This window comes from Luteimonas aestuarii (assembly GCF_004357985.1).
Classification (GTDB): domain Bacteria; phylum Pseudomonadota; class Gammaproteobacteria; order Xanthomonadales; family Xanthomonadaceae; genus Luteimonas; species Luteimonas aestuarii.
In genome coordinates this window covers 39674-52095 of record NZ_SMTF01000011.1, presented here as the reverse complement: position 1 = coordinate 52095, position 12422 = coordinate 39674, and the positions used below count along the sequence as shown (strand labels likewise).

The 12422-nt window shown below is 67.9% G+C and carries 9 protein-coding genes; 4 read left to right on the top strand and 5 right to left on the bottom strand.

Features of this window, described 5'->3' with window-relative positions:
• Positions 1-24: 24 nt before the first annotated feature.
• Both E2F46_RS12605 and E2F46_RS12600 read left to right on the top strand, forming a co-directional pair.
• Positions 25-1239, top strand: a complete 1215-nt coding sequence (locus tag E2F46_RS12605; protein WP_425599834.1) for a DesA family fatty acid desaturase — start codon at positions 25-27, stop codon at positions 1237-1239.
• Positions 1240-1358: 119 nt separating this feature from the next.
• Entirely contained in the window at positions 1359-1685 is a 327-nt protein-coding gene (locus E2F46_RS12600) for an EF-hand domain-containing protein (RefSeq protein ID WP_133322591.1), read from the top strand.
• Between the two features lie 120 nt (positions 1686-1805).
• On the opposite strand, the gene E2F46_RS12595 is transcribed toward E2F46_RS12600, so the two are convergent.
• From E2F46_RS12595 to E2F46_RS12580, 4 genes are all read right to left on the bottom strand, one after another.
• A complete protein-coding gene (locus E2F46_RS12595) occupies positions 1806-2324 on the bottom strand; it encodes a hypothetical protein (protein ID WP_133322589.1) in 519 nt (172 codons plus the stop codon).
• A gap of 144 nt (positions 2325-2468) precedes the next feature.
• Positions 2469-4241: a sodium:solute symporter family protein gene (locus tag E2F46_RS12590; protein WP_133322587.1), complete on the bottom strand. Its 1773-nt coding sequence runs from the start codon at positions 4239-4241 to the stop codon at positions 2469-2471.
• 12 nt (positions 4242-4253) lie between these two features.
• Positions 4254-4511, bottom strand: coding sequence for a DUF4212 domain-containing protein (locus E2F46_RS12585; RefSeq protein ID WP_133322585.1), 258 nt, complete (start codon positions 4509-4511; stop codon positions 4254-4256).
• Positions 4512-4625: 114 nt separating this feature from the next.
• Positions 4626-5990 (bottom strand): DcaP family trimeric outer membrane transporter, encoded by a 1365-nt coding sequence (locus tag E2F46_RS12580; RefSeq protein WP_133322583.1) that lies wholly within the window; start codon positions 5988-5990, stop codon positions 4626-4628.
• A 207-nt stretch (positions 5991-6197) separates the two neighbouring features.
• Between E2F46_RS12580 and acs the strand changes: the two genes are divergently transcribed.
• Entirely contained in the window at positions 6198-8141 is a 1944-nt protein-coding gene (gene acs, locus E2F46_RS12575) for an acetate--CoA ligase (RefSeq protein ID WP_133322581.1), read from the top strand.
• Positions 8142-8153: 12 nt separating this feature from the next.
• On the top strand, positions 8154-8837 hold the full coding sequence (locus tag E2F46_RS12570; protein ID WP_133322579.1) for a response regulator transcription factor: 684 nt from the start codon (positions 8154-8156) through the stop codon (positions 8835-8837).
• On the opposite strand, the gene E2F46_RS12565 is transcribed toward E2F46_RS12570, so the two are convergent.
• On the bottom strand, positions 8829-12284 hold the full coding sequence (locus E2F46_RS12565; protein WP_133322577.1) for a hybrid sensor histidine kinase/response regulator: 3456 nt from the start codon (positions 12282-12284) through the stop codon (positions 8829-8831). The genes E2F46_RS12570 and E2F46_RS12565 overlap by 9 nt on opposite strands.
• Positions 12285-12422: the final 138 nt, after the last annotated feature.

The window sequence follows — 12422 nt, the reverse complement described above, 5'->3', positions numbered from 1 at the left end:
TGGATGGGTTCACACCGCATTGACATGCCCATGCCCGCTTCCCTGCTCGATTTCCTCTCCGGTGGCCTGCTGCAGTTCGGCTTCTGGTCGCTGGTCCTTTATTTCCTGGTCGCGACCCAGCTGACGATCTTCTCGGTCACGCTGTACCTGCATCGCAGCCAGGCGCACCGTGGCGTCGATTTCCATCCGGTGCTCGCACACTTCTTCCGGTTCTGGACGTGGCTGACCACGTCGATGATCACCAAGGAGTGGGTGGCGATCCACCGCAAGCACCACGCCAAGTGCGAGACCGAGGAAGATCCGCACAGCCCGATGCACAAGGGCATCAAGACCGTGTTCTGGCAGGGCGTGGAGTTGTACCGCGAGGCGCGCGGCATGCGCGGCGACATCGAGCAGTACGGCAAGGGTGCGCCGGACGACTGGATCGAGCGCAAGCTCTACACCCCGCATGCCACGCTGGGTCCGACCCTGCTGCTGTTCATCAGCTTCGCCCTGTTCGGCTTCGCCGGCATCGCGATCTGGGCGATCCAGATGGCGTGGATCCCGTTCTGGGCCGCCGGCGTGGTCAATGGCCTGGGCCACTGGTGGGGCTACCGCAATTTCGAGACCACCGATACCGCCACCAACCTGACGCCGTGGGGCGTCTGGATCGGCGGCGAGGAACTGCACAACAACCACCATGCCTTCCCGTCCTCGGCCAAGTTCGCCCTGCGCAAGTGGGAGTTCGACATCGGCTGGGCCACGATCAAGGGCCTGCAGGCCGTGGGCCTGGCCAAGGTGCTGCGGGTGGCGCCGTCGCTGGACGTGCGTCCGAACATCCACGTGCCTGACGCCGATACGCTGAAGGCATTGCTGGCGCACCGCTTCCATGCCATGACCGACTACCAGCGCAACGTGCTCAAGCCGGCGTTGCGCGAGGAAGCGCGAGCGGCGGGCGCCAAGCTGCGTTCCCTGCTGCCCCGCCAGCATCGGAAGGGACTGGTGGACGATGGCCGCTGGCTCAAGCCCGAGGCGCGTGAGCAGCTGCAGGACTGGGTGGCGCAGCGTCCGCGCATCCAGACCCTGGTCGAGCATCGCCGCCGGCTGGCCGCCGTGCTGGAGGCGCGCACCCACAATGCGTCCGAAACCCTGCAGAACCTGCAGGCCTGGTGTCGTGAAGCCGAAGCGAGCGGAAATCGAGCGCTGCAGGAGTACGCGGCAAGGCTGAAGGGTTACCGGCTGCAGTCGGTCCGCGCGTAAGCCGCGCGGGGGTCGAGGTCGTGCCCGTCGCGCCCCGCCGTGTGGTGCCAGCAGGTGCGGCACCACGCTTCTCGCCCCTGGAACGCAACGGTGCCGATCGACGCGGGCCTGGCCAGCGCATGTGCGCATGCGTTGCCGCCCTCTTGGTCCTGCCCTTCGCCACCTCGGCGCAGGTCGAACAGACCAGCGAGTACCTGGCGAAGATGGACACCGACGGCGATGGTCGTGTATCGCTGCCGGAATACCTCGACTGGATGAGCTACGCCTTCGACCAGATGGATCGCAACGGCGATGGCGTGCTGACGGCCGACGAACTACCGGGCGGCAAGGGCGCGGCGATTACCCGTGAAGTGCATCGCGCGCGGCTGGCCGAACGCTTCCGCAAGCAGGATGCCAACGGCGACGGCTATCTCGATGCCCGGGAGTTGGCGGCGCCGCCACGCTGAGTGGACTTTTCACGAACGCGTCGCCGCGGTACCAACGGGCCCTGCCGCGATCACCCGCTTCGCAACAGTCGAGGCATCGGCGGTGAATGCGACCAGGCGCTGGACGGGGGCAAGCGAAGGTCAGTCGCGGCACGCCGCCTGCAACACGCGATCGTCCGGCTGTAACGGCTGCCAGCGCGCATTGCGCAGGCTGCCGTCGTCTTCGAACTCCACCTGGTCCATGAAGTCCGCACGGCGATGGCCCGCGCAGTCGAACACCGCGGCGAACTGCCGCGTCGGCTCCCAGCGACCGACCAGCAGCACGCGCACCAGTACCTGCCGTGGCATCGCCGGGTTGCGGCGTTCGAAACGATGGTCGATCGCGATCAGGCGATTGCTCAGCGGCACTACGTAGGTCCACGGGCGGTACCAGCTGCGCACCTCGTTGGTCGAGGCCACTTCCACTTCGGGCGGGAAGGCGCCGCGCGCGCGCTCCAGCCACGAATACTCCAGCCAGATCGCCATCGCCAGCATGCCGGCGCCCGCGGCCGCAGGTATCAGCCATCCCGGGAGCCGCTTGCGCAGCGCGACGTTGAGGGCCAGCACCACGCCGCCCAGTCCGAACCCCGCGGCGATGATGGCGATGAACTCGAGCAGCATGAAGGTGTCCCTGGGTTGGAGGAGGGCGTGGACCACCGCCGGGCACGACGGCGGACATCATCGCATCGACATGCGCCAGCGGGAAAAGAAACGGCCCGCCACCGGCATGGCGGAGGCGGGCCGAAGGTGCTGCGGCGACCGTGGTCAGTGATCCACGGCGACACCCGCACCGCGGGGGACGCGGATGCTTTCGACCAGGTGCTGGATGCGTTCCGGCGTCGGCTTGGTGACGCGCATCGTGATGTAGGCGGCGATGAAGTTGAGCAGCGCGCCGACCGCACCGAACGACAGCGGAGAGATGCCGAACAGCCAGTTGTCGGGCGTGTTGGGCAGCATGTTGGTCTCGGGGATGAAGAACCAGCCCAGGTACGTGAAGATGTACAGGCAGGTCGAGACCAGGCCTACCAGCATGCCGACGATGGCACCGGTGGAGTTCATCCGCTTGTAGAAGATGCCCATCATGATCGCCGGGAACAGCGACGAGGCCGCCAACCCGAATGCGAGCGCCACGGTTTGCGCCGCGAATCCTGGTGGATTGAGCCCCAGCCAGGTCGCCACCACGATCGCACCTGCCATCGAGATGCGGGCCGCCAGCAGCTCCCCCTTCTCGCTGATGTTCGGTTTGAAGGTGGATTTGATCAGGTCATGGCTGATCGCCGACGAGATGGCCAGCAACAGGCCTGCCGCGGTGGACAGCGCGGCCGCCAGGCCGCCCGCTGCGATCAGGCCGATCACCCAGCCGGGCAACTGCGCGATCTCCGGATTGGCCAGCACCAGGATGTCCTGGTTGAACGTCACCATCTCGTTGCCCGCCCAGCCGCGCGATTCGGCGACCGCGGCGAACTCCTCGTTGGCGGCGTTGTAGTACTGGATGCGGCCATCGCCGTTGAGGTCCTCGAACTTCAGCAGGCCGGTCTGCTCCCAGTTGTGCATCCAGTCGGGGCGCGCCTCGTAGCTGATCGACGTGGCCTCGGTGCCTTCCGGGTAGATCGTGGTGATGATGTTCAGTCGCGCCATCGCACCCACGGCCGGGGCCACGGTGTACAGCAGCGCGATGAACACCAGCGCCCAGCCCGCGGACTTGCGCGCGTCGGACACCTTGGGCACGGTGAAGAAACGGATGATCACGTGCGGCAGGCCCGCGGTGCCGATCATCAGCGACATGGTGAAGAGCACCATGTTGAGCGTCGAACCGTGGTGGCCGGTGTAGTCCTGGAAGCCGAGTTCCTGCAGCACCTGGTCCAGCTTGGCCAGCAGCGGCAGGCCCGATTCGGTATGGGTGGAGAACAGGCCCAGCTGCGGGATGGCGTTACCCGTGAGCTGCATCGAGATGAACACCGCCGGGATGGTGTAGGCGATGATCAGCACGACGTACTGCGCCAGCTGGGTGTAGGTGATGCCCTTCATGCCGCCGAGCACCGCGTACACGAACACCACGCCCGACGCGATCATCAGGCCGGTGGTCGCGTCCACTTCGAGGAAGCGCGAGAACGCCACGCCGGCGCCGGTCATCTGCCCGATCACGTAGGTGATCGACATGATCAGCAGCGATGCCACCGCCACCAGTCGCGCGGTGCGGCTGTAGAAGCGGTCACCGATGAAGTCCGGCACGGTGAAGCGACCGAACTTTCGCAGGTACGGTGCCAGCAACAACGCCAGCAGCACGTAGCCGCCGGTCCAGCCCATCAGGTAGGTGGAGTTGCCGTAGCCGACGAAGGCGATCAGGCCGGCCATCGAGATGAAGGACGCCGCTGACATCCAGTCGGCCGCGGTGGCGGCGCCGTTGACGATCGGGTTGACGCCGCGTCCGGCGGCGTAGAACTCGGAGGTGGAACCGGCGCGCGCCCAGATCGCGATCCCGATGTACAACAGGAACGAGCCGACGACGAAGATGAGGTTGGTGGTGAACTGGTCCATGGTCGCGGGTCCTTATTGCTCGTCCACGCCGTACTCGCGATCGAGCCGGTTCATGTACCAGGTGTAGAAGAAGATCAGGGCGATGAACACGAGGATCGAACCCTGCTGCGCGAACCAGAACCCGAGATCGGTGCCGCCGACCGGGATCCCGGCCAGCATCGGCCGCAGCAGGATGCCGAAGCCGAACGACACCAGCGCCCAGATCCCCATGCAGATGAAGATGATCCTGAGGTTGGCTTTCCAGTAATTGCTTGCGGATTTCTCTGACATGCGTGTGTCCCCGGTCAGACGGATGGAGTGGCGAAGGGCAGTGCGGGCGCACGGCCGGGTTGGGCAGCGTTGCGGAACCGCGGCGACAGGGCTCTCCTGCCGCCGCCAAGTCGATCAGAAGCTGTAGCGCGCCATGGTGTGGATGCGCATCAGCTCGCCGTCGGCGCCGGACTCGAGCGTGCGTTCGCCCCAGATCGCCTCCACGCCGAAATCGAGCTTCGGTGCCGGCGACCAGATCAGGTTGGCATGCAGCGACTGCACCTTGCGGGTGACGGCCAGGCCGGTAAGTGCGGTGTCGTTGTCCCAGCGCGAGGTCGCGTAGTAGAGGTTGCCGCGCAGCGCAGGCGAGAACACCTGGCGCAGGCCGGCATAGGCCGCCCAGCCGCCCAGCGCGTCGATGTCGCCGGCGGCGTCGGCAATCGCGTCCTGCTGCACCGTGGCCAGTCCGATGTAGCGCCCGATGCCTTCGCCGGCGGTGGCCTGGTAGCGGAAGTCGGTGCTGCTGCCCAGCTTGACCAGGCCGCTGACGGTGGCGCCGAAGCCGGTGTCGGAACTGCGGTTGCCGGGAACCGGCTCATGCTTGAGCTGGCGCACCAGGCCGGCGACGCTGAAGTGGCCCCAGTCACCCCGGTGGGTGTAGCGCGCGGTGACGTCGGGCACGCTGTTGTCGCCGGTGACCACGCGGGCGCCGCCGCCGAAGGGCTGCACCGTGGTCTCCGGGCTTTCGATCGATACGGTCCACGGCCCGCTGGTGTAGCGGACCTGCGGCTGGCGCACGAACACCACCGCGTCCGTGGGGCCGACGAAGTCGACCGAGTCCAGCAGTGCCGCGGTATCCATGAAGTTGGACCAGGTCTGGCCGACCAGCCAGTTGTTGTACGTCAGGTACACGTGGCGCAGCGTGGCACCGTAGGTATTGGTGGCCGCGGTGTTGCCCAGCGCGCCGCCGAAGAAGTCCAGTTCCACGCGCGCGCCCAGCTTGTCGCCGGACTCGAGCGTGGTGCTGGCATCGAACCACAGGCGCGAGAACTTGCCGTGTCCGTCGAGGTAGGTATCGGGGCCATCGCCGCCGACCGGAATCGCGCCGGGCACGTAGAAGTCTCGGCCCGCGGTACCCTTGGCGATGTCGCCATCGGTGGTCTTGGTGGCCATGCCGTCGATGCGGATCATGCCGCCGAGGGTGAAGGCCGTTCCGGGGTTCGCGCCGGGCGTGATGGTGGTGGCCTGGATCGGCTGGCTGCCGGCAGGCAGGGCGGGTGGCTGCGCCACGGCCACTTCGTCCAGACGCGTCTGTGTCTGTTCCAGCGTGACCTGTTGCTGCTGTTGCGATTGCAGCAGGGCTTGCACCTGTGCCTCGAGTTGCGCGATGCGCGCCTCCAGCTCGCGTTCCTTCGCGGTCTGCGCGAAGGCGAGGCCGGGTGCAGCCAGTGCGAGGGACAAGGCCAGCACCAGTGGCCGTCGGCAATTGCGTAGCGTCATCTTTCCCCTCCCAGAGAAATCGGCGGTCATCGGAACACCGTCGAGGCTGCGCGCGATGCGGCGATGCGCCTATTCGTCTTTGGTCGGAGACGGGCCGGTTTTCGACCATCGTCTAAGGCGTGTGATGCGATGCAACATGCCGGGATGTTGCACACTCGAGGCATCGCCGGAAACATTCGGCACGACACTGCGCTTCGGGAGGGCGACATGACAGACGTGTACAAGGTGGATGCCGCGTTCGCGGCCAGGGCAGGCATCGACAAGGCCGAGTACCAGCGCCAGTACCAGGCCTCCGTGGACGATCCGGATGCGTTCTGGGGCGAGGTGGCCAACCGCATCGACTGGTATCGCAAGCCCACGCAGATCCGCGACGTCAGCTACGCGCTGGAGGATTTCCGCATCCGCTGGTACGGCGACGGCGAACTCAATGCCAGCGTGAACTGCCTCGACCGCCACCTCGCCACGCGCGCCGACAAGACCGCGCTGGTCTGGGAGGCGGACGATCCGGCCACGCCGGCGAAGCACGTCAGCTACCGCGAACTGCACCAGCGCGTGTGCAAGCTGGCCAACGCCCTGCGCGCACTGGGCGTGCAGAAGGGCGATCGCGTGACCATCTACCTGCCGATGATCGTCGAGGCGGCGGTGGCGATGCTGGCCTGCGCACGCATCGGCGCGATCCATTCGGTGGTGTTCGGCGGCTTCTCGCCCACCTCCATCGCCGACCGCGTGTCCGACTGCGCCTCGAAGCTCATCATCACCGCCGACGAAGGCGTGCGCGGCGGCAGGAAGGTGCCGCTGAAGGCGAACGTGGACGCGGCGCTGAAGCTGCCGGGCACCACCACCGTGGAGACCGTGCTGGTGGTGCGCCATACCGGCGGCGCGGTGGACATGCAGATGCCGCGCGACCGCTGGTACGACGCCGTGGTCGATGCGCAGCCGGAGACGTGCGAACCCGAGCGCATGAATGCCGAGGACCCGCTGTTCATCCTCTACACCTCGGGCAGCACCGGCAAGCCGAAGGGCGTGTTGCATACCACCGGTGGTTACCTGGTCTACGCCAGCTACACCCACGAAGTGGTGTTCGACCTGAAGGACAGCGACATCTACTGGTGCACGGCCGACGTCGGCTGGGTCACCGGGCATACCTACATCGTGTACGGCCCGCTGGCCAACGGTGCCACCGCGGTGATGTTCGAGGGCGTGCCGAACTATCCCGACGTCTCGCGCTTCTGGGACGTGGTGGACAAGCACAAGGTCACCATCTTCTACACCGCCCCCACCGCGATCCGCGCGCTGATGCGCGAAGGCGACGCCCCGGTGAAGAAGGCCTCGCGTGCCTCGCTGCGCCTGCTGGGTACGGTGGGCGAGCCGATCAATCCCGAGGCCTGGCGCTGGTACCACGACGTGGTCGGCGATTCGCGGTTGCCGATCGTCGATACCTGGTGGCAGACCGAAACGGGCGGCGCATTGATCTCGCCGCTGCCCGGCGCCACCGACCTCAAGCCCGGTTCGGCGACATTGCCGCTGCCGGGCGTGCAGCCGGCGCTGGTCGACGCCAACGGCACGCGGCTGGAAGGCGCGGTCGATGGCAACCTGGTGCTGCTCGATTCCTGGCCGGGGCAGATGCGCACGGTCTACGGCGACCACCAGCGTTTCATCGATACGTACTTCAAGACCTATCCGGGCACCTACTTCACCGGCGATGGCTGTCGTCGCGACGCCGACGGCTACTACTGGATCACCGGCCGCGTCGACGACGTGATCAACGTCTCCGGCCACCGCATCGGCACCGCCGAGGTGGAAAGCGCACTGGTCTCGCACCCCAAGGTGGCCGAGGCGGCGGTGGTGGGGTTCCCGCACGACATCAAGGGCCAGGGCATCTACGCCTATGTCACGCTGATCGCCGGCGAACAGGAAAGCGACGAACTGCTGAAGGAGCTTGTGCAGCACGTGCGCAAGGAGATCGGGCCGATCGCCTCGCCCGATTTCCTGCAGTGGGCTCCGGGCCTGCCGAAGACGCGTTCGGGCAAGATCATGCGCCGCATCCTGCGCAAGATCGCCGAAAACGCGCCCGACCAGCTGGGCGACACCAGCACGCTGGCGGACCCGTCGGTGGTCGATTCGCTGGTCAAGCATCGGCGGATCGGGTGATCATCGCGCTGCATGGCCACCCTGCTCATCGCCGACGACCATCCGCTGTTCCGTGAAGCGCTTCGCGGCGTGGTCGCGCGGGTGGTCCCCGGCGCCACGCTGCACGAGGCCGACAACGCCACCGCGCTGTACGCAATGGTGGACGCGCACGCCGACGCCGACCTGTTGCTGCTCGACCTCAACATGCCCGGCGCGCAAGGCTTCAGCGCGCTGGTGCACCTGCGCGCCCAGCATCCACAGCTGCCGGTGGTGATGGTGTCGGCGCAGGAGGAGCCGTCGGTGATGCGTCGCGCGCTCGACCACGGCGCGATGGGTTTCATCCCGAAGTCGTCCGATGCCGAGACCCTCGCGCGCGCGCTGCGGCAGGTGATGGACGGCGAGCGCTGGGTGCCCGAGGGCGTCTCGACGGCCCCGCCCGCGAGTGCCGACGAGCACGACGTGGCCGCTCGCATCCGTGGACTCACCCCGCAGCAGTTCCGCGTGCTGCAGATGCTCGGGTCCGGCTTGCTCAACAAGCAGATCGGCTACGAGCTCGGCGTGTCCGAAGCGACCATCAAGGCGCACATGAGCGCCATCCTGCGCAAGCTGGGCGCATCCAACCGCACCCAGGCCGTGCTGATGGCAGGCAGGTTGGCGGTCGATCCCGATACCGTGGTGCCACCCGAAGACGACAACGGCGTGGAGACCTCAGCCTGACGGCGGCGTGTGTGGCCGCTGCGCCTGCAGGAACGCGCGCAGCGACGCCGGCTTGACCGGCTTTGTCAGAACGCGATAGCCGCGATCGCGCGCGGCCTGCTTCAAGGTATCGCTGCCGTCGGCGGTCAGCAGCGCGCCGGGCACGCCCGGTGCGGCACTGCGCAGTGCGTCGAGCGTATCGAGGCCATCGAGCCGGTCGTGCAGGTGGTAATCGACCAGCAGCACGTCGGGACGCTGGCGCCTCGTGTGTTGCAGGGCCTCGTCGACCGTGGTCGCGCAGGACACGTCCACTCGCCAGCGGCCGAGCAGGGTCTCCATGCCGGCGAGAATGTCGGGATCGTTGTCCACGCACAGCACGCGCAACCCCGCCAGCGAGTCGTCGAGGCCGGATGCCTGTGTCGTCGTGGGCCGTGCGACGGGCACGCGCGCGGCGTCGCCCCGTGGCACCACGATCGAGAACATGCTGCCGCTGCCCACGCGGCTGCGCGCATCCAGTTTGTGGTCCAGCAGCCGCGAGATGCGCTGGCAGATCGACAGGCCCAGGCCCAGGCCGCGCCCGTCCCAGTCGAAGGGTTGCTCGTAACGGTGGAACTCGTCGTAGATCTGGCGCATGTGGTGTTCGGGGATGCCCGGGCCGGTGTCCCAGACCTGCAGCGCGACCGAACCGCCGCGCCGTCGCGCGGCCAGCACGATGCGACCGCTGGGGGTGTAGCGCAGGGCATTGGCCAGGAAGTTCTGCAGCACCCGGCGCAGCAGGCGGCGGTCGCTGCGCACCACCAGCGACGGCGCATGCACGCGCACGCGGATGTTGCGCGCGGCGGCCATCGGCGCCGACTGCGCCGCCAGCTGTCGCAGCAGTTCGCCGGCATCGAAGTCGGTGATCTCCGGGCGCAGCGCGCCGGCATCCAGCCGCGACACGTCCAGCAGCCCATCCAGCAATTCCTCGGCGGCACGCAGCGACGCATCGACGCGTTCAGCCAGCCTGCGCTGCTCCTCGCCTTCCGGCGACTCGCGCATCGCCGAGGCGAACAGCCGCGCCGCGTTGAGCGGCTGCAGCACGTCGTGGCTGACCGCGGTCAGGAAGCGCGAGCGCGATTCCTGCGCCACTTCCGCTTCGCGCGTGCGCTCGGCGACGCGCTGCTCCAGGGTCTCGTTGACCTCGCGCAGCTCGCCTTCGACGCGCTTGTAGTCGGTGACGTCGCTGTAGCTGGTGACGTAGCCGCCGCCGGGCAGCGGCTGTCCGCGCAGTTCCAGCACGCGGCCGTTGCCGAGCATGCGCTGCGAGACGTGTGGCGAACCGGCGCGCATGTAGGCGATGCGGCGTTCCACCTGCGCGGCGATGTCGGCTTCGCCCAGTTCGCCCAGTTCGCCGCGTTCGGCGTTGTGGCGGATCAGGTCGGCGACGGGGCGGCCGACGTAGAGCATGCCGTCGGGAAAGCCGAACAATTGCTGGTAGCGACGGTTCCACGCGACCAGGCGCATGTCGCCATCGACCACGCTCACGCCCTGGTCGATGTTGTCGAGCGTGGACGACAGGATCTCGCGGTTGAAGCGCAGGTTCTGCCCGGCCTCGTCCAGCATCGCGACCACTTCGGCCACGCTCATGCCGGAGCCTTTCAACACGCTGGTCAGTACCAGTCGCGCCGATGCGGCGCCGACGGCCGACGCCAGGAGGCGCTCGGTGAACTGGATCCATACCCGGTCCGCCGGCGTGGCGGGCAGCAGTTCCCGGCCCTGCGCCGCCGCGTGCTCGCGGAACGCGCGCAGGGTGGCGCGCTCGCCCAGGATGCGCGTCGCCAGCACCACCAGGTCGCCGACCTGCACATTGCCGGCCCAGTCGCCGCCTGCCAGTGGATTGCGCCGCGCGTAGGGGTCGAGGAAGGGTTCGGCGCGCAGATGGTCGTCGAGTGTCGGCCGCCAGCGCGCCGACACCAGCAGGAATGCCCCGATGTTCAGCAGCAGCGACCAGAACGTGCCGTGCGTCAGCGGGTCCCAGCCGCCCAGGCCGAACAGTTGCCGCGGCCGCAGCCAGCCGATGCCGAACGGCCCGTCCACCAGCCAGCGACTGTCGAGCCAGCCGGCATCGGTGATGGTGGGCAGCAGCAGCGTGTACACCCAGACCGCGAACCCGATCAGCAGGCCCGCTTCAGCGCCTTGCCTGCTGGCGCCGCGCCAGTACAGGCCGCCGATCAGCGCCGGGGCGAATTGCGCGACCGCGGCGAACGCCATCAGCCCGTAGGCGGCAAGCGCAGTGTCGCTGCCGCTGGCGCGGTAGTACCCGTAGGCCAGCGCCGCCAGCACGACGATCGCGGCGCGCCGCACCCACAGCACCAGCGAGGCGACGTTGCCGCCATGGCGCTGCGCCCAGCCACGCCGCAGCAATGGCGGCATCACCAGATCGTTGCTGACCATCGTCGCCAGCGCAACGCTGGCCACGATCACCATGCCGGTCGCGGCGGAAAAGCCGCCGATATAGGCGAACAGCGCCAGCATGTCGCGGTTCTCGGCCAGCGGCAGCGCCAGCACGAAGCTGTCGGCGCTCACCGTGCCTTCGCGGCCGAACAGGGCAACGCCCGCGCCGGCGATCGGCAGCACCATCAGCGTCACCACCACCAGGTAGGCGCCGAACATCCAGCGCGCCTTGCGGATGTCGGCCACGTCGCCGCATTCCACCACCGCCACGTGGAACTGGCGCGGCAGGCAGACGATCGCCGCGAACGCCAGCAGCGTCTGCCCCACGAAGCCCACAGGCGGCGCGTGCTGCACCAGTGCGCGCGTGGCATCGACCAGCGGCAGTTCGCGCGCGCCCAGCCAACCCATCGCGAACACGCCCACCGCCACCAGCGCCACCAGTTTCACCAGTGATTCCAGCGCGACCGCCAGCATCATGCCCGGCCGGTGCTCGGTGGCATCCACTTCGCGCGTGCCGAACAGGATCGCGAACAGTGCCATCAGCGCCGCGACGTATAGCGCGGGATCGCCCAGCAACGTCGTTTCGCCCTGCCCGCCGAGCACGCCGAGGCTGATCGCCACCGCCTTGAATTGCAGCGCGAGGTAGGGCACCGCGGCGATGATCGCGATCGCCGCCACCAGCGCGGCCAGGCGCTGCGAGCGGCCGAAGCGCGAGGCGATGAAGTCGGCGATCGAGACCGTGTTCTGCGTCTGCGCGATCAGCGCCAGCCGTTCGAGGATGCGCCAGCCGAACAGCAGCAACAGCAGCGGACCGAGATAGATGGGCAGGTAGCCGAGGCCAGAGCGCACCGCGGTGCCGACTGCGCCGTAGAACGTCCACGACGAGCAGTACACCGCCAACGCCAGGCTGTAGACCACCGGACGCAGCCATGGCCGCTGTGGGTAGAGCGGATAGCGGTCGCCCAGCCACGCCACCGCGAACAGCAGTGCGGCGTAGCCCACCGACACCAGCAGCAGTACCCAACCTGGCAGCATCTCCCCCCGTCCTGCATCATGCGACCCCGCAGTCTACGGCGTGCGCGGCGGCATCGCTTCTCGCCGCAAGAGAGGCGTGGCGACATGGCGGTTGTCGATGCAGCGCGTTTGCGGGATAGTTGACAGCGTTGTCAAAGT

Coding starts and splice junctions, on each gene's coding strand:
- E2F46_RS12595 (WP_133322589.1), bottom strand. CDS start 2,324: ATGCTGCTCGAGTTCATCGCCATCATCGCCGCGGGGTTCGGACTGGGC.
- E2F46_RS12565 (WP_133322577.1), bottom strand. CDS start 12,284: ATGCTGCCAGGTTGGGTACTGCTGCTGGTGTCGGTGGGCTACGCCGCA.
- acs (WP_133322581.1), top strand. CDS start 6,198: ATGACAGACGTGTACAAGGTGGATGCCGCGTTCGCGGCCAGGGCAGGC.
- E2F46_RS12590 (WP_133322587.1), bottom strand. CDS start 4,241: ATGGACCAGTTCACCACCAACCTCATCTTCGTCGTCGGCTCGTTCCTG.
- E2F46_RS12580 (WP_133322583.1), bottom strand. CDS start 5,990: ATGACGCTACGCAATTGCCGACGGCCACTGGTGCTGGCCTTGTCCCTC.
- E2F46_RS12585 (WP_133322585.1), bottom strand. CDS start 4,511: ATGTCAGAGAAATCCGCAAGCAATTACTGGAAAGCCAACCTCAGGATC.
- E2F46_RS12605 (WP_425599834.1), top strand. CDS start 25: ATGCCCATGCCCGCTTCCCTGCTCGATTTCCTCTCCGGTGGCCTGCTG.
- E2F46_RS12570 (WP_133322579.1), top strand. CDS start 8,154: ATGGCCACCCTGCTCATCGCCGACGACCATCCGCTGTTCCGTGAAGCG.
- E2F46_RS12600 (WP_133322591.1), top strand. CDS start 1,359: ATGTGCGCATGCGTTGCCGCCCTCTTGGTCCTGCCCTTCGCCACCTCG.